This is a genomic window from Paraburkholderia eburnea (assembly GCF_002917095.1).
GTDB classification, from domain to species: domain Bacteria; phylum Pseudomonadota; class Gammaproteobacteria; order Burkholderiales; family Burkholderiaceae; genus Paraburkholderia; species Paraburkholderia eburnea.
Map to the genome: position 1 here is coordinate 1 of NZ_PQGA01000026.1, position 17,020 is coordinate 17,020.

Consider the following 17,020-nt stretch of genomic DNA (forward strand, 5'->3'; position numbering starts at 1 on the left):
GCGTTCAAGCAATCCTGGCTGCACGAAGAACTGTACAAGGCGCGCAACTTCAAGCAGTGGATGAGCAAGGGCCTGTATCTGGGCACGCTGATGGTCGGCATCGAGCAGAAGCTGCTGGGCGGTAATGTGCCGTGGACGCTGCATCACCAGCATCGCGACAACGAGATGCTGAAACCTGCCTCGCAATGCAAGCCGATCGAGTATCCGAAGCCCGATGGCAAGCTCACATTCGACCGGCTTTCTTCGGTGTTCATCTCGAACACGAATCACGAAGAAAACCAGCCCGCGCATTTGACGCTCAAGGACGCCAGGGTGCCCGTCGACGTGAACCTGCGCACCTACGCGGGTCCGGAAGCGCGCTTCTGCCCTGCGGCGGTGTACGAATTCGTGAAGAGCGATGACGGCGGCGATCGACTGCAGATCAACGCGCAGAACTGCGTGCACTGCAAGACCTGCGATATCAAGGATCCGACGCAGAACATCGTCTGGGTCACGCCGGAAGGCGGCGGCGGGCCGAACTACCCCAATATGTAAACTCGCAACGATAAAAAAGCCGCTTTTCGAAGCGGCTTTTTCATTCCAGCGCGTATGAGACGGCCAACATGCGGGCGACGTCAGCTCGCGGCCAGCGTTTCCAGCCGTTCGCGCACACGCGCGAGCACCGGCCCCCACTCGCCCACTACCGTCTGCCGGAACAGCTCGATCGAGTCGTACCAGGGCGTGCGCGAGGTCTCGCTGCCCCAGAACCACGCGGAAACATGATCGATCAGCAAACTCGTCGGCGCACCGAGCGCGCCCGCCAGATGGGCCGGCCCGCTGTCGATCGTCACGACATGGTCGACGCTTGCAATCAGCGCGGCAACATCGTCGAAGCCCGCTTCGAACTGGCCGGTCAAATCGACGAAGCGCGCGCCGCGCCCACGCCACATCTCGACCGTGGCGCCTCGTCCGGGCGAAAGCGCGAAAAATGTGAGTCCCGGCACCGACAGCAGCGCGCCAAGCTCGGCATCCGGCACGGAGCGCCGCGCGTCGCGCGTATGCTCCGGATTGCCGTTCCAGACCAGCGCAACCGGCCGTCCGCCAGCCGGCATCGCCTGCGCGACGCGCGCGCGCCAGACGTCGATGCGCAGCGGGTCGGCGCGCAGATACGGCGCGCCCCACCCGGCCGCATCGAACACGCCCAGCCGCAACGGCAGGCTCATCAAGCCGCAGTGAAAATCGGGATGGGTTTTCAGCGAATCTTCGAGCGCCACGTCGGCGGGCAACATCCGCTGGACCAGCGAGCGCATCGGCCCGGCGTAGCCGAGGATCACCCGGCCGCCTTCACGGCGCGCGCGTTCGGCCAGCGGCGCGAGAAAGCGGAACGCCCAGAGACAATCGCCGTTGCCCTGCTCGCCGTAGACCAGCAAGGTCTTTCCCGCGAGCGATTCGCCGTTCCACCCCGGACACAGTGTCCCGAGCATTTGACGGGCTTCGTTACTATCGCCGCCCAATTCGTGGCGCGCTTCGTAGTGCGCCCAACCTTCGGCATAGCGGCCGGAACGGATCTCAAGCTCCGACAGATCGAAGCGCGCGTGCGGATTGTTCGGCCCGAGCGCAAGCGTCTCGCGCAGCAGCGCCTCGCCTTCGGCAAAGCGCGCCTGCTCCTTCACGCAAAGCCCGAGCTTGTGCAGCACCACGGGATGATTCGGCACGACGCGCGCCGCGGCGCGCAGCAACGCTTCAGCCGTCGTGAAATCGTCGCCCGCCTGGGCGGCGGCCGAGCGCCAGACGAGCGCGTTCGCGTCAGCCGCGTCACGTTCGAGCAGGCCCGCGCAAGCGGCATCGACGAGCGGCCAGTCACGCACGATGAAGGCCGTCTGCGCGACGTCGCGCAAGAGTGCGGGATCGGCGTCAGGGTCAAGTTGCGCCGCGCGCGTGAGCGCGAAGAGCGCGGCGCGGGTGCGGCCGCGCTCGCCGCCCGCGCGCGCCTGCAAGCTGCGGCCGAGCGCGAGCCAGTCGGTTGCGCGCGCATCGGCTTGTGCGACCCGCGAGAGTAGCGCCAGAAGCGCGTGGTCCTCTACAGCGGGTGTCGGCAGCGTCGCATCGACCGGAAGCGGCAACAGCATGGTGCGACTCGCTTCTCGCCGATCAGCTATCGCTGGCCGCGATCTTCGGTGTCGACACCACCACGTCGCCGTTCTGCGCGCGGTGGCGCATGGCGTGATCGATCAGCACGAGCGCCAGCATGGCTTCGGCGATCGGCGTCGCGCGGATGCCCACGCACGGATCGTGGCGGCCGAAGGTCTCGACCACCGCCGGCTCGCCCGCCTTGTCGATCGAGCGGCGCGGCGTGCGGATGCTCGACGTCGGCTTGATCGCGATCGACACGGTGATGTCCTGCCCCGTCGAAATCCCGCCGAGGATGCCGCCTGCGTGATTGCCGTGGAAGCCATTGGGCGTCAGTTCGTCGCCATGCGTCGAGCCGCGCTGCGCGACGCTCGCGAAGCCCGCGCCGATCTCCACGCCCTTCACCGCATTGATGCCCATCATGGCATGCGCGATGTCGGCGTCGAGGCGGTCGAACAGCGGCTCGCCCCAGCCCACCGGCACGCCGCTCGCGACCACGTTGATACGCGCGCCGATCGAGTCGCCGTCCTTGCGCAGCGCGTCCATATAGTCTTCGAGCTGCGGCACGACGTCGGCGTTGGCGCAGAAGAACGGGTTCTCGTGCACGTGCTGCCACGCGACGAAGGGCACCTCGATCTCGCCGAGCGCGCTCATGTAGCCGCGCACTTCCACGCCGAAACGCTCGCGCAGCCACTTCTTCGCGACCGCGCCCGCCGCGACCGTGGGCGCCGTCAGACGCGCCGACGAACGGCCGCCGCCGCGATAGTCGCGGATGCCGTACTTCTGCCAGTAGGTGTAGTCCGCGTGGCCGGGGCGGAAGGTCTCGACGATGTTGCCGTAGTCCTTGCTGCGCTGGTCGGTGTTGCGGATCAGGAGCGCGATCGGCGTGCCGGTCGTGACGCCCTCGAACACGCCCGAGAGAATTTCGACCTGGTCGGCTTCCTGGCGCTGCGTGACGTGGCGCGACGTGCCGGGACGGCGGCGGTCCAGATCGATCTGGATGTCGGCCTCGGTGAGCGCCATGCCAGGCGGGCAGCCGTCGATGACACAGCCGATGGCCGGACCGTGGGATTCGCCGAAGGTGGTGACGGTGAAAAGCGTACCGAGCGTGTTGCCGGACATGGCAGTCGTCCAAAGTGATTCGGGGAATCCAGCATTATGCCAGTCCGTGCGGCGCCGCGCCCGGGCGCCCCGTCAGCCCCCTTTCAGCCGCCATCGGCACGCGCCGCGCCCGAACGTCGCCCGGCAAGCACGCATCAACGGCGCGCGCCGCGCAGATCCGAGACCGTGCGCTGGAGTCCCTCCACCGTGACGTCCGCCGGCGCCACCGGCTCCCCGACCGCCAGCGTAAGCCGGCTCGTGAGGCCGCGCCGGGTCGGCCGCTCCTGCCCCGACGCCGCGTGCCGCGAAAACATGCTGCCCCACAGCCCGCGCAGCGCCATCGGCACGACGGGCGCGGGCTGGCGCCTGAGGATTTCCGTCACGCCGTGGCGGAACGGATTCATCTCGCCGTCGCGCGTGATCTTGCCCTCGGGGAAAATGCAGATGAGTTCCCCCTCGGCCAGAGCAGTCGCGCAGGCGTCATAGGCGGCGGCGAGCAACGCCGGGTTCTCGTGCGCGGGCGCGATCGGAATCGCTTTCGCATGCCGGAACATCCAGCCGAGCAGCGGCGAGCGGAAGATCTGGTGATCCATCACGAAGCGGATCGGACGCGGGCTTTCGGCCATGATCACCACGGCATCGACGAAGCTCACATGGTTGCAGACCAGCACCGCCGGGCCGTCGGCGGGAATCCGGCCGGCATTCACGAGGCGCACGCGATAGACCGTATGCACGAGCACCCACGCCACGAAACGCAGCAGGAATTCGGGCACGAGCGCATAGATGTAGGCCGCCACGACGATGTTGAGCAGCGCCGTCGTGAGAAAAATGCCCGGCACGCCGACGCCGGCTGCGGACAGCCCCATCGCCATGAGCGCCGAAGCGATCATGAACAGCGAGTTGAGGATGTTGTTCGCGGCGATGATGCGCGCACGATGACTCGGCGCGCTGCGGCTCTGGATCAGCGCGTAGAGCGGCACGCTGTAGAAGCCGCCGAACATCGCGAGCAGGAACAGGTCGGCCAGCACGCGCCAATGGACGAGCGTGCCCACGAATTCGCCGACCGACAGCAGATGCGAGGCGGCCGGCAGCGCGTGGCTCGCGAAAAACAGGTCGATGCCGAACACGCTCATGCCGATCGAGCCAAGCGGCACGAGGCCGATCTCGATACGGCGGCGCGAGAGCTTTTCGCACATCAGCGAACCGAAGCCGATGCCGAGCGAGAACATGGCGAGCAGCAGCGTCACGACATCGGGGTCGGCCCACAGCACGTCCTTGGCAAAGTTGAAGAACGAGGCAAGAAAGGTCGCGCCGACGAACCACAGCCACGAAATGCCCAGCAGGCTGAGGAACACGGTGCGGTTGCCGTGCGCGAGGCGCAGGTTGCGCCAGGTCTCGGAAAACGGGTTCCAGTTGATACGCAACGCGGGCTGCAGCGACGCGCACGGCGGCACGAAGCTGCTGGCCACGCGCCCGATCAGCGCGATGACGATGCACAGGCCGCCGAGCCACCACGCGCCTGGCGGCGTGCCCGTCGCGGTGCTTGCCGCAGCATCGCTTGCCCCAATGCCCGCCGCGATCCCGCCCATGATCGTGCCGATCAGGATCGCGACGAACGTGCCCATTTCCACCAGCCCATTGCCGCCGACGAGTTCGTCGTTCGCGAGCTTTTGCGGCAGATATGCGTACTTGATCGGCCCGAACACGGTGGAATGCACGCCCATCAGGAAGGTGCAGAGATAAAGCAGCGGCGCGCCATGCATCCAGAAGCCCGCCGCGCCGACCAGCATCACCGCGATCTCGAAGGTCTTGACCCAGCGCGTGAGCACGGCCTTGTCGTACTTGTCGGCAATCTGGCCCGAGGTCGCCGAGAACAGCACGAACGGCGCGATGAAAATCGCCGAGATCAGGAACGCCACGGTCTTCGGATCGACGCCCGAAAAGCGCGAAGCCTGGTAGGTCACGAGCGACGTGAAGCCGATCTTGAACACGTTGTCGTTCATCGCGCCCAGAAACTGCGTCCAGAAGAATGGCGCAAAACGTCGCTGGCGCAGCAGCGCGAACTGCGAGCCGTGGCCGGTCTCCTCAACGCGCGCCGCCTGCGCAGCAGGTGTCGGTCTATCGTTCATCGAGTCGTTTTCATGCGGTCGGAATCGGTCGGCAGACGTGAAAAAGCGCGCCTGACGCGCGCTTTTTCGTGCGGGTTCTTCAGGGGCAAGGTGAAATCCCTTCGCCCCTCTTTCCGGCAATCAGGTCGCCGAATGACGCTCTTCTTCGGGCCAGTCGCGGATATAAGCCTTGAGCAGCTTGTTTTCGAAGCCCTGTGCTTCCACGACCGCCTTCGCGACGTCGTAAAACGAGATCACGCCCATCAGCGAGCGGCTTTCCATCACGGGCAGATAGCGCACGTGATGCTCGAGCATCATGCGGCGCACTTCGTCCACTTCGGTTTCCGGCGTGCAGGTAATGGGATGGTCGTCCATGACCTTGCGGATCGTCGTGGTGCCCACGCTGCCGCCGTTCTTGCGCAGCGTGAGAATGATTTCGCGGAACGTGAGCATGCCGACGAGGTCGCCGTACTCCATGACGACGAGCGAGCCGATGTCGTGCTCGGCCATGGTGTTGACTGCGTCGTGCAGCGCCGTGTCCGGCGTGACGGTGTAGAGCGTATTGCCCTTGAGCTTGAGGATATCGCTCACACGCATGATGTGTCTCCAGGAAATGCCGGTCTAATGGGGGAGATGCTGAAAAGATGCCTACCTGTTTTCGATCCTAGCGGAAAGGCCGTCAAAAGAAAAGCCGCGGGAAAACGGGCCGAAAGACGTACTAAGGCCCCGAAAAGCCCAGCCGGCGCGGCCGAAAGCGTGCGGCCACGCGCATTGAGCGATGCAACGTCGGCCATTCGGGTTATACCGGACGGCCAGGGGCGATCTTCGCCGTGCCCTGCCGCCCAAGGGTTTCGGGGCTTCGCAAGGGGTTCAGGCGCCCCCCGCGGCGCGTTCCCCGACCGCGTGGCCGGTGATACGATGCCAGCACCTTTCACCCGTCGCCGGTTAGCGCCGGCTGTGCTGCCAGAATGTCCGATCCCCGTTTCGACACACTCGCGCTGCATGCTGGCGCCGCGCCCGACCCCGTCACCGGCGCCCGCGCGACGCCGATCTATCAGACCACGTCGTTCGCGTTCCGCGACACCGACCACGCCGCCGCGCTCTTCAATATGGAGCGCGCAGGGCACGTCTACTCGCGCATATCGAACCCCACGGTGGCGGTGTTCGAGGAGCGCGTCGCCGCGCTCGAAGGCGGCGCGGGCGCAATCGGCACCGCGAGCGGCCAGGCCGCGCTGCATCTGGCCATCGCCACGCTGATGGGCGCGGGCGCGCATATCGTCGCGTCGGCGGCGCTTTACGGCGGCTCGCACAACCTGCTCGACTACACGCTGCGCCGTTTCGGCATCGAGACGACGTTCGTGAAACCCGGCGACCTCGATGCCTGGCGCGCGGCGCTGCGTCCCAATACGCGGCTGCTGTTCGGCGAAACGCTCGGCAATCCGGGACTCGACGTGCTGGACATCGCCGCCGTCGCACAGATCGCGCATGAGCATCGCGTGCCGCTGCTCGTCGATTCGACGTTCACGACGCCTTATCTGCTGCGGCCCTTCGAGCACGGCGCGGATTTCGTCTACCACTCGGCCACCAAGTTTCTCGGCGGCCACGGAACGACCATCGGCGGCGTGCTGGTCGATGGCGGCACATTCGATTTCGAGGCCTCGGGGCAATTCCCGGAATTCACGCAGCCCTATGCCGGCTTTCACGGCATGGTGTTCAGCGAGGAAAGCAGCGTGGCGCCCTTTCTGTTGCGCGCACGCCGCGAAGGCCTGCGCGACTTCGGCGCCTGCCTGCATCCGCAGGCCGCGTGGCAGTTGTTGCAAGGCATCGAAACGCTGCCGCTGCGCATGGAACGCCACGTGGCGAACACGCGGCGCGTCGTCGAATTTCTCGCGGCGCATGGCGCCGTCGAAGCGGTGGGCTATCCCGAACTCGAAAGCCATCGCGACTATGCGCTCGCAAAGCGCCTGCTGCCACGCGGCGCAGGCGCCGTGTTCAGCTTCGACCTCAAGGGCGGGCGTGAGGCGGGCAAGCGCTTTATCGAAGCGCTTTCGCTCTTCTCGCACCTCGCCAATGTGGGCGATGCGCGCTCGCTCGTCATCCATCCCGCCTCCACGACGCACTTCCGTATGGACGAAGCCGCGCTCAAAGCCGCGGGAATCGGCGCGGGCACGATCCGGCTGTCAATCGGCCTGGAAGACCCCGACGATCTGATCGACGATCTCAAGCGTGCGCTCAAGGCCTCGCAGAAAAGCGACAGCGCCGCCAGGGCCACCACGGGCAAGGAGACATCATGATCGTCGATGTCGCAGGCAAAAGCGTCTACGCCTACACCGGCGGGCGCGCGTTCGATCCGGCGCGTCCCGTGGCCGTGTTCGTCCACGGCGCGCAGCACGACCATAGCGTCTGGGGACTGCAATCGCGCTATTTCGCGCATCACGGCTTCAGCGTGCTGGCCGTCGATCTGCCGGGCCATATGCGCAGCGCCGGGCCGGCGCTCACGAGCATCGGCGCGCTCGCCGACTGGCTCGACGCGCTGCTCGCGGCGCTGCAAGTGGAGAAAGCGTTCGTCGCCGGGCACAGCATGGGCTCGCTGGTCGCGCTGGAATTCGCGGCGCGCCATCCGGAGCGCGCCAGCGCCATCGCCCTGCTCGCCACGGCTTTTCCGATGGCGGTTTCCCCCGCGCTACTCGAAGCCGCCCGCGAACGCGAACCCGACGCCATTGCGCTGGTGAACGCCTGGTCGCACTCGACGCTCGCGGCCAAGCCGTCCAGCCCTGGCCCCGGCTTCTGGCTGCGCGGCATGAACCGGCGCTTGATGGAACGCGTCGCGGCGAGAGGCGAGCCGCAGCTTTTCCACACCGATTTCGCAGCCTGCAACGCCTACGCCGACGGCCTGACGAGCGCGGCGAAAGTGACCTGCCCGGTGCGCCTGATCGTCGGCAAACGCGACGTCATGACGCCGCCGCGCGCAAGCGCCGAACTCGCCACGGCGCTCAAGGACGCGGGCGCGCGCGTCGATACGGTGACGCTCGACGCGGGCCACGCGTTGATGACCGAACAGCCCGACGCCACGCTCGACGCGCTCTACGATTTTGCGATGCGTGCGCCACGGGTGGGCAACGGCTGAACGGGTAGGTTGAACAGGTATCGCCGGTCTGGAAAATGCCACGGGGGAGATGCCGTCAGGCGCGCTGCTCCCGAGGCTTTCCACCAGCTTGCACGGTCGTTCGATTCGCAAGAGAATGGCCTACAGGCGCAGCCCTTGCGCCCCTGTCCGAGTCCCCCGTGCGCCAGGAGGAGACATGACACACGCCACCCACACCGAACAGCAACACTTCGCGAATTTCGCGCAGTTCTATCCGTTCTATCTGAGCGAACACAGCAATCTCATGTCGCGGCGGCTGCATTTCATCGGCTCGCTCGGCGTGATTGGCTGCGTGGCCATGGCGATCGCCACCGGCATGTGGCTATGGCTGCCCGCCGCCGTGATCTGCGGCTACGGTTTCGCCTGGATCGGCCACTTCATGTTCGAGAAGAACCGCCCCGCCACCTTCCGCCATCCTGTCTACAGCCTGATGGGCGACTGGGTCATGTTCTCGGATATCTGTCGCGGCAAGATCTCGCTCTGACATCGTCGCCGCGCTCGGGCGGCCAGGCATCATGCCGCCGGATGCGGCAGCGCGGGCGGCTGGCCATTCGCCTCGGCCATGCGCGCCAGTTCGCGCCGCGCCGCCAGCAGCGAGGCCAGCGACACCGACAACTTGTCGTTCTCGAGCGCGGCCAGCAGCATCCCGGCATCGATATCGCTCGACTTCAACTGGTACGCCAGTTCCTTGCGATCGATGACGAAACGCGCGTAGAGGCGCTCCACCGAAATACGCGCCGGATTGGCGATCAGCACGTAATGGGGCTTCGCGCCGTCCCTTTCCAGCCGCGCGATCAGCTCGTCCTCTTCGAGCTTGTTCACGAGCCGCCCCACGGTGGCGAGATCGCGCCGCAATAGTTGCGCGATCTGCCCGGCGTTCAGACCAGGCTTCCCCGCGTCGCGCGACTCGGCGAGACCGGCGAGGAGTTCGAGCGCGTCCAGCAGATCGCTGCCAGGAAAGCGCGGCCGGTTGAAGCGCCCCGTGCGGATTTCCGGCAACGCCGAGGTGATCATCGCGCCCACCAGCGTGATGAACCAGCTCAGATACATCCAGAGCAGGAACATCGGCGCCGCCGCGAAGGCGCCATAGACCGCCGTATAGGTCGGAATGCGCCGCACGTAGTAGCCGAAGCCGCGCTTGGCCAGCTCGAACGCGACGGCAGAGGCAATTCCGCCGATCAGCGCGTCGCGCCACTCCACGCGACAGTTCGGCAGATAGACATAGAGCATCGTGAAGGCCAGCGCGGTGAGCGGCAACGACGCGCCGATCAGCATCCAGTCGAACAGCATCGAGACGTGCTGCTCGGTGGCCAGCGCCAGCGAGCGCGTGAACAGATACGACGAAATCGACAGACTCACGCCGATCAGAATCGGCCCGAGCGTGAGAATCGCCCAGTACACCAGCACGCGCTGCGCCAGGGGCCGCGCCTTGCGCACGCGCCAGATCACGTTGAAGGCCGACTCGACCGTCATCATCGTCATGACGGAGGTGACGAACAGCACGATCATGCCCATCGTCGTGAGGCCCTTGGCCTTCGACGCGAACTGATTGAGATAGAGAAAGATCTGGCTGTTGATCTGCGCCGGCATCAGGTGATCGGCGAGAAAGCCCTGCAGCGAGTTCTGGAACGACGCGAAGATGGGAAACGCGGTGAAGAGCGCGAACGCGACCGTGGCCAGCGGCACGATCGCCAGCATGGTCGTGAACGTGAGGCTGCCCGCCACCTGCGGAATGCGATCCTCGCGGCTGCGCCGCGCCGCGAAGCGCGCCAGCCGCTTCACGATATCCAGATCGATCCGTACTCTCGACAACACATCCATTGTCCAGCCTTCTCCAGACAGCGCGGCGCGCCTTTGACGGACGCCGCGGTGATAACCCCGTGGACGCGCCGCGCCAACCCGCGTCGAACCCAGACCCTATAATATCCCGTCCACCGACGAGGCCCGATGAAACCGATTCTTGTGCTCTATTACAGCCGCCATGGCGCCACCCGCGAACTCGCGCGCGCCATCGCCCAGGGCATCGACAGCGTGGCGGGCGCCGAAGCGCGCATCCGCACGGTGCCGCCCGTCTCGACGGTCTGCGAGGCTACCGCCCCCGACATCCCCGACGACGGCCCGCCCTATGCGGAACTGCGCGACCTTGAGGAATGCGCGGGTCTCGCGCTCGGCTCGCCCACGCGTTTCGGCAATATGGCCGCGCCGCTCAAGTACTTCCTCGACGGCACCACGCCGCAGTGGCTCGCCGGCGCGCTCGCGGGCAAGCCCGGCTGCGTGTTCACCTCCACCGGCAGCCTGCACGGCGGCCAGGAAAGCACCCTGCTCTCGATGATGCTGCCGCTTCTGCATCACGGCATGTTGCTCGTGGGCATTCCGTACACCGAAAGCGCGCTTTCGTCGACGGACGGCGGCGGCACGCCCTACGGCGCGTCGCATCATGCCCGTTCGGACGGTCGCGGCCACGGTTTGAGCGCCGATGAAAAAGCGCTCGCCGTCGCGCTGGGCGCGCGGCTCGCGCGCGCCTCGCTGCTGCTGGCGCAAGACGAACGACAAGGCGAACGGCCATGAGCGACGGGCCGCCCGACGTAAGCAAAATAAGCCACGTAATAAGCCACGTGAGCGGCGGCCACGACGCGCAGCCGCGCACTTTACCGTCATCGCAAAACTTGCGGCGCGTGCGCGCCCCTACGCCCGCTTCGCCTGCACCGGTCAGCGAGCGCCGCTTCGCCGCGCTCGGCGGCTTCGTCGCGCTGGCCGCGCTCACCGCGCTGTGCCTCGCCTGGGAGTGGCGCATCGCGCCGCTGCGTCCCGGCGGCAGCGCACTGGTGCTCAAGGCGCTGCCGCTTGCGGCCGCCCTGCCCGGCGTGTTCCGGCGTCGGCTTTATACGTTCCAATGGGCGTCGATGCTGGTGCTGCTCTATTTCGCCGAAGGCATCGTGCGCGGCATGACCGATCCCGCGCCCGCCGACACGCTCGGCTGGATCGAGGTCGGGCTTTCGCTCGCCTTCTTCGGCTGCGCGCTCGCCTATGTCGCGCCTTTCAAGCGCGCCGCACGGCGGGCGAAACGCGACGCCGCATAGCAACGCCCAGGTCTGTGGAAGGCCCACGCCAGGTCCACGCCGCGCGTGTCAAACTAAGCTTTTCGCCAACTTTATTCGTCAGCAGAGTAGCCGCATTTCGTATGCCAGGCTGCGGCATGCGCGCCGCCGACACCCACTGAAGCCATGACCCAATCCGCCCGCCAAGCCTTCCTCGACGCCTGCGCCGCCGCCATCGGCGCGCAGCACGTGCTGACCGACGCCCACGACACCGCCCCCTACGTCGCCGACTGGCGCAAGCGCTATCAAGGCGCGACCTGCGCCGTACTCTGCCCGGCCAACGCCGAGGAAACCGCCGCCGTCGTCAAGCTCGCGAACGCGCACCGCGTCGCGCTCGTGCCGCAGGGCGGCAACACCGGCCTCGCGGGCGGCGCGACGCCCGACGCGAGCGGCCAGCAGGCGGTGCTGAGCCTGCGCCGCCTGAACCGCGTGCGCGAGATCGACGCGCACAACAATACGATCACCGTCGAAGCGGGCGTGATCCTCGCCGAGGTGCAGGCGCGCGCCGCCGACGCCCACCGCCTGTTCCCGCTCTCGCTCGCCGCCGAGGGCAGTTGCACGATCGGCGGCAATCTCTCGACCAATGCGGGCGGCACTGGCGTGCTGCGCTACGGCAACACGCGCGAGCTGTGCCTCGGCCTCGAAGTCGTGACGCCGCAGGGCGAACTGTGGGATGGCCTGCGCGGCCTGCGCAAGGACAACACCGGCTACGATCTGCGCGATCTCTTCATCGGCGCGGAAGGCACGCTCGGCGTCATCACCGCCGCCGTCATGAAGCTGCATCCGCAACCGGCGGCCAGCGTGACGGCGCTCGCGGCACTCGGCTCGGCCCACGCCGCGCTCGATTTTCTCGCCCTCGCGCAGCGCTACGCGGGGCCGCTGCTCACCGGTTTCGAGCTGATGTCGGACTTCTGCATGCGGCTCGTGGGCCGCCATTTCCCGCAACTGCGCTATCCGTTCGCGCAGCATCACGCCCAGGTCGTCCTGCTCGAACTGTCCGACAACGAAAGCGAAGAACACGGCCGCGCGCTGTTCGAGCGCCTCATGGAAGCCGCGCTCGAACAGGGTCTGGTGGAAGATGCCGTGGTGGCGGAAAGCCTCGCGCAGTCGCAGGCGTTCTGGAATATCCGCGAGCACATTCCGCTCGCGCAGGCCCAGGAAGGGCTGAACGTGAAGCACGACATCGGCGTGCCGATTTCGCGCATCGGCCATTTCATCGAGGAAACCGGCGCGGAAATCGCTCGCGCGGTGCCCGGCGCGCGCCTGGTGACGTTTGGCCATCTCGGCGACGGCAATCTGCATTACAACGTGCAGGCGCCCGAAGGCGGCGACCCGAAGCAATTCCTGGCGGAGAATGAAAAGCAGCTGAACCGCATCGTCTATGACAGCGTCGCGCGTCATCGCGGCACGATCAGCGCGGAGCACGGCCTCGGCCAGTTGAAGATCGAGGAGAACGCGCACTACAAGAGCGAAGTCGAGCTTGGCATGATGCGCGCCATCAAGGCGGCGCTCGACCCGCTCAATCTGATGAATCCGGGCAAGGTCATTTGCTGACGCCAACCGGGTTCGCCGAGGAGCCAACTACGTGAAGATCCGCGTGCTGTCCGACCTGCATCTGGAGCATGACGAGCCCGACCTGATTCCGCACGCCGAGGCCGATCTCGTCGTGCTCGCGGGCGACATCCACAATCACGGCCTTGGGCTGCGCTGGGCCGCCGAAACCTTCGACCCGCAGGTGCCCGTGATCTACGTGCCGGGCAATCACGAGTATTACGACGGCGAATTCGGCGCGCTGGAGACGGCGATGCGCGACGCCGCCGCCTCGCTCGACAACGTGCACTTCCTGAACAACGCCACTTACGTCGATCCGTCGGGACGCTTCCGGGTGCTGGGCACGACGTTGTGGGCCGACTTCGCGCTCTTCGGCGCCGACGACGCCGCGCGCGAAGCCGCAATCACGGCGGCGCTGCGCGTGATGCTCGACTTCAAGGGATTGATTCAGGTCTCGTGGCCCGCGGGTCCCGAGGCCGGCGCGCGCGATTTCACGCCGGCGGATTCGCTGGCGCTGCACGCGCGCTCACGCGCCTGGCTGGAGACGGAACTGGCGAAGCCCTTCGCGGGCAAGACGATCGTGGTGACGCACCACGCGCCGCACCGATCAAGTCTCGCGGCGCGCTATGCGACCGATCCGGTATCGGCGGGATTCGTGAGCGACCTCGGCGCGCTGGTGGGCGCGCCCGCGGCCCTTTGGATCCATGGCCACACGCATACCGGCTTCGATTACACCGTGGACGGCACGCGCGTGGTGTGCAATCCGCGCGGCTATCGCGACCGGCGCAGCGGTCTGCCGGAGAATCCGGCGTTTGCGTGGGACAAGGTGGTCGAGATTTAAGCGATGCTGCGGCTGACGCGCACGCGCTCATCGACCATGAGAACGACGTTCAGCGCAGGCCGCGCGAATGGCCAACCCGGTCGGCCGGCCGCTGCACCCGCAGCGTGACGGGCTGAAGCTGTGTGCGGCGCATGCGCAGGAGGTCGCGCGATGCGGCGATGCCGATCAGGCCCATCATCACGGCGATGCCGATCATCAGATGCGTATCCATGGAAATCCTCGGGTTCTGGCGAATTGACGTTTCAGAGGCGCTACCTTATCAACCCGCCGCCCGCTTGTGCGTAAGGAAGTGTTGCCAGAAGGCGTAGCTGTAACAGCCTGTCACAGCCCCGTCACTCGCCCGCTGCCGCGCGCCCTTGCGCAGGATTCCCACGAAGCATCACGTACGCGCGAAGCGGCGCAGCTCGGTCTGGTCTTTCGCGAGCGTCGCGGGCAGCGTTTCGCGCAGCAACTCCACCCAGGTGCGGATCTTCGCGTCCAGATACTGGCGCGACGGATACACCGCGAACACGGTCATTTCCTGCGAGCGGTACTCGGGCAGGATCCACACGAGTTCGCCGCTGCGCAGTCCGCTGATGGCCGAATAGATCGGCAGCAGCCCCACGCCCATGCCTTCGCGCACGCCCACCGCCATCGCTTCGGCCACGTTCACCTGGAAGGTCGCCGCGCCGAGATCGATGTTTTCGGCGCCCGACGGCCCCGTGAACTGCCATTGCGACGCCGGGAACACCGGCGTCACCAGTTGCAGGCAGCGGTGATTGACGAGGTCGCGCGGCGTCTGCGGCACGCCATGGCGCTCCAGATACGCGGGCGACGCGCAGGCGATGCTGAACGCGCTGGTCAGGCGCTGCGAGACGAAGCCCGAGTCCGGCAGATCGATCGCCAGCACGAGCGCCACGTCATAACCCTCGTCGAGCAGATCCGGCATGCGCTGGGCCAGCGTCAATTCGATGTGGACATCGGGATAGAGCGCCTGATATCGCCCCACCGCCGGCACCACGTAGTGCTGGCCGAAGCTCGTCATGGCGTGGACCTTGAGCTTGCCCGAGGGGCGCGCATGCGCGTCGCCGGCTTCGGCTTCCGCCTGGTCCACGTAGGCCAGGATCTGCTCGCAGCGCTGCAGATAACGCTCGCCGGCCTCGGTGAGCGCGATGCGGCGCGTCGTGCGGTTCAGAAGTCGCGTGCGCAGGTGCGCCTCCAGATCGGAGACCGCGCGCGACGCGTAAGCCGTCGTCGTATTCAGGTGCTGGGCGGCGCCGGTGAAGCTGCCCGCCTCGACCACCCGGACGAATACACGCATGTTTTGAAGCGTATCCATACCAATCCTCTTTCTGACGGACGAATTGTTACACGTTTTGCAAAATCAATTATCTCATAACCCGTAAGAATGCCTTGCATCCTTACCGGTTATTCGCCAATCGAGCAAAAAATATAATGACGCACAGCAATCTATAGTCAGTAAAGGAGTAAATCGTGCAGTCTCCGGTACCGAAAGGACTAGCCGTTGCCGCGGTTCTTACGTTCTCGTTGATAATCGCGGGATGCGCCAGTACCGGGGGAATCGCTCCCCAAGCGAAGCACGTCGACGCGAGCGAACTGGACGCCGGATCGGCGATCCGCGCGGCCAACACCGATGCGAAGTGGCCCGCCAGCGACTGGTGGCGCGGCTACAACGACCCGCAGCTGAATACCTGGATCGAAGACTCGATCGCGGGCAATCCGTCGCTCGCCGCCGCCCAGGCGCGGGTGCGCGAGGCGCGTTCGATGGCGGGCGTGGCCGAAGCCGGCCTGCTGCCGCAGATCAACGGCAGCATGTCCGTGCAGCGCCAGCACTGGTCCGACAATGTCTATTACGGTCCGGGGCCGCTCGCGAACGCGAACTCGTGGAACAACACCGCCACGCTCGGTCTCTCGTACCACCTCGACCTCTGGGGCCAGGACAAGAACAATGCCGAGCGCGCGCTCGACGTGGCGCACGCCTCGGCCGCCGACGCCCGCGCCGCGCAGCTCGAACTCGAAGTGAACGTCACGCGCGCCTACATCGACATGTCGATGAACTACGCGCTGCTCGACATCGCCAGGCAAACGCTCGGCGAACAGCAGAAGATTCTCGCGCTCGCGCAGCGGCGCCTGAAAGGCGGCATCGGCACCCAGCTCGAAGTCAGCCAGGCCGAAACGCCGCTGCCCGAGTACGAGCGCCAGATCGACTCGCTCGAAGAAGCGATCGCGCTCGGCAAGAACCAGCTCGCGGCGCTCGCGGGCAAGGGCCCCGGCGCGGGCGAGACGATCCAGCGCCCGGCGCTCGCGCTCGACGCGCCGGCGGGCCTGCCCTCGGCGCTGCCGGCCGAACTGATCGGCCATCGCCCCGATATCGTCGCGGCGCGCTGGACCGTCGCCGCCCAGGCGCGCGGCATCGACGTGGCCAGGGCGGACTTCTATCCGAACATCAATCTGCTCGTGTCGATGGGCGGCTATGCGGCCGCGGGCCCGTTGTTCCAGTTCCTGAAGTCGATGAGCGGCAGCTACACGGGCGGCCCCGCGCTGTCGCTGCCGATCTTCGACGGCGGACGCCTGCGCTCGCAACTCGGCGCGCAGTCGGCGGCTTACGACATCGCCGTGGATCAGTACAACCAGACGATCGTCACCGCCCTCAAGGAAATCGCCGATCAGGTGGTCCGCATGCGCTCGCTCGCGACCCAGGAAGACGATGCGCATCGCTCGGTTGCCGCCGCGCAGCGCAACTACGACCTGTCGCAGGAAGGTTATCGCCGTGGTCTGACGGACTACGTCAACGTGCTGATCGCGCAGACGCAGTTGCTGCGCGCCCAGGAAGGCGTCGCGCACATCCAGGCCGAGCGCCTGAGCGCGCACGCGACGCTCGTGGCGGCCCTGGGCGGCGGCCTGATCGATCCGGCGGCCGGTGCAACCGACCCCGCCGTGGCCAGTCCGACGCCCGCCGAGCAGTTGCCCGCGCACGGCAAGAAGACCCGCGCCGTGCCGCTCGCGCCCGCCGCGCTGCTGGCGCCGCGCTCGTCCGCGGACGATAGCGCAAGCGCGCACTGAGGCC

16 protein-coding genes are annotated in these 17,020 nt (G+C 66.7%); 9 read left to right on the plus strand and 7 right to left on the minus strand.

Annotated elements, in window-relative coordinates:
* Positions 1-534: 4Fe-4S dicluster domain-containing protein (locus B0G62_RS27810; protein WP_208624254.1), on the plus strand; the 534-nt coding region annotated here is incomplete at its 5' end.
* Between the two features lie 80 nt (positions 535-614).
* Here B0G62_RS27810 and B0G62_RS27815 read toward each other — a convergent pair.
* The 4 genes from B0G62_RS27815 to B0G62_RS27830 all read right to left on the minus strand — a co-directional run bounded on the left by B0G62_RS27815 (position 615) and on the right by B0G62_RS27830 (position 5,915).
* On the minus strand, positions 615-2,108 hold the full coding sequence (locus B0G62_RS27815) for a glycosyltransferase family 9 protein (protein ID WP_146055373.1): 1,494 nt from the start codon (positions 2,106-2,108) through the stop codon (positions 615-617).
* A gap of 22 nt (positions 2,109-2,130) precedes the next feature.
* The gene (aroC, locus tag B0G62_RS27820) at positions 2,131-3,231 is read right to left on the minus strand and encodes a chorismate synthase (RefSeq protein ID WP_103707395.1); all 1,101 of its coding nucleotides are present in this window, start codon (positions 3,229-3,231) and stop codon (positions 2,131-2,133) included.
* Positions 3,232-3,365: 134 nt separating this feature from the next.
* Positions 3,366-5,339 carry an MFS transporter gene (locus tag B0G62_RS27825; RefSeq protein WP_103707396.1) on the minus strand — a complete coding sequence of 658 codons (1,974 nt, stop codon included), beginning with the start codon at positions 5,337-5,339 and terminating at the stop codon, positions 3,366-3,368.
* Between the two features lie 120 nt (positions 5,340-5,459).
* Positions 5,460-5,915, minus strand: coding sequence for a CBS domain-containing protein (locus B0G62_RS27830; RefSeq protein ID WP_103707397.1), 456 nt, complete (start codon positions 5,913-5,915; stop codon positions 5,460-5,462).
* Positions 5,916-6,286: 371 nt separating this feature from the next.
* Between B0G62_RS27830 and B0G62_RS27835 the strand changes: the two genes are divergently transcribed.
* The 3 genes from B0G62_RS27835 to B0G62_RS27845 all read left to right on the plus strand — a co-directional run bounded on the left by B0G62_RS27835 (position 6,287) and on the right by B0G62_RS27845 (position 8,947).
* Positions 6,287-7,612: an O-acetylhomoserine aminocarboxypropyltransferase gene (locus B0G62_RS27835; RefSeq protein ID WP_103707398.1), complete on the plus strand. Its 1,326-nt coding sequence runs from the start codon at positions 6,287-6,289 to the stop codon at positions 7,610-7,612.
* Entirely contained in the window at positions 7,609-8,445 is an 837-nt protein-coding gene (locus tag B0G62_RS27840; protein ID WP_103707399.1) for an alpha/beta fold hydrolase, read from the plus strand. Before B0G62_RS27835 ends, B0G62_RS27840 begins: the two co-directional genes overlap by 4 nt.
* Before the next feature lie 175 nt (positions 8,446-8,620).
* Positions 8,621-8,947, plus strand: coding sequence for an Mpo1-like protein (locus B0G62_RS27845; protein WP_103707400.1), 327 nt, complete (start codon positions 8,621-8,623; stop codon positions 8,945-8,947).
* 29 nt (positions 8,948-8,976) lie between these two features.
* Here B0G62_RS27845 and B0G62_RS27850 read toward each other — a convergent pair whose 3' ends face one another.
* Positions 8,977-10,284, minus strand: a complete 1,308-nt coding sequence (locus B0G62_RS27850; protein WP_181315547.1) for a YihY family inner membrane protein — start codon at positions 10,282-10,284, stop codon at positions 8,977-8,979.
* A 126-nt stretch (positions 10,285-10,410) separates the two neighbouring features.
* On the opposite strand from B0G62_RS27850, the gene wrbA reads away from it, so the two are divergent.
* The 4 genes from wrbA (at position 10,411) to B0G62_RS27870 (ending at position 13,953) form a co-directional block, all read left to right on the plus strand.
* Positions 10,411-11,031, plus strand: a complete 621-nt coding sequence (gene wrbA, locus B0G62_RS27855) for an NAD(P)H:quinone oxidoreductase (RefSeq protein ID WP_103707401.1) — start codon at positions 10,411-10,413, stop codon at positions 11,029-11,031.
* 107 nt (positions 11,032-11,138) lie between these two features.
* Positions 11,139-11,543: a DUF2069 domain-containing protein gene (locus tag B0G62_RS32395; protein WP_407671119.1), complete on the plus strand. Its 405-nt coding sequence runs from the start codon at positions 11,139-11,141 to the stop codon at positions 11,541-11,543.
* Positions 11,544-11,687: 144 nt separating this feature from the next.
* Positions 11,688-13,115, plus strand: coding sequence for an FAD-binding oxidoreductase (locus B0G62_RS27865; RefSeq protein ID WP_103707403.1), 1,428 nt, complete (start codon positions 11,688-11,690; stop codon positions 13,113-13,115).
* Between the two features lie 31 nt (positions 13,116-13,146).
* Entirely contained in the window at positions 13,147-13,953 is an 807-nt protein-coding gene (locus tag B0G62_RS27870; protein ID WP_103707404.1) for a metallophosphoesterase, read from the plus strand.
* A gap of 49 nt (positions 13,954-14,002) precedes the next feature.
* Here the strand turns inward: B0G62_RS27870 and B0G62_RS31825 are convergent, their stop codons facing one another.
* Together B0G62_RS31825 and B0G62_RS27875 are read right to left on the minus strand one after the other, a co-directional pair.
* Complete coding sequence (locus tag B0G62_RS31825) at positions 14,003-14,164, minus strand: hypothetical protein (RefSeq protein ID WP_167401357.1); 162 nt, start codon at positions 14,162-14,164, stop codon at positions 14,003-14,005.
* Positions 14,165-14,332: 168 nt separating this feature from the next.
* On the minus strand, positions 14,333-15,271 hold the full coding sequence (locus tag B0G62_RS27875; RefSeq protein ID WP_103707405.1) for a LysR family transcriptional regulator: 939 nt from the start codon (positions 15,269-15,271) through the stop codon (positions 14,333-14,335).
* 155 nt (positions 15,272-15,426) lie between these two features.
* Here B0G62_RS27875 and B0G62_RS27880 point away from each other — a divergent pair, with 155 nt between their 5' ends.
* Positions 15,427-17,016, plus strand: a complete 1,590-nt coding sequence (locus B0G62_RS27880; RefSeq protein WP_103707406.1) for an efflux transporter outer membrane subunit — start codon at positions 15,427-15,429, stop codon at positions 17,014-17,016.
* The last annotated feature ends 4 nt before the right edge of the window (positions 17,017-17,020 follow it).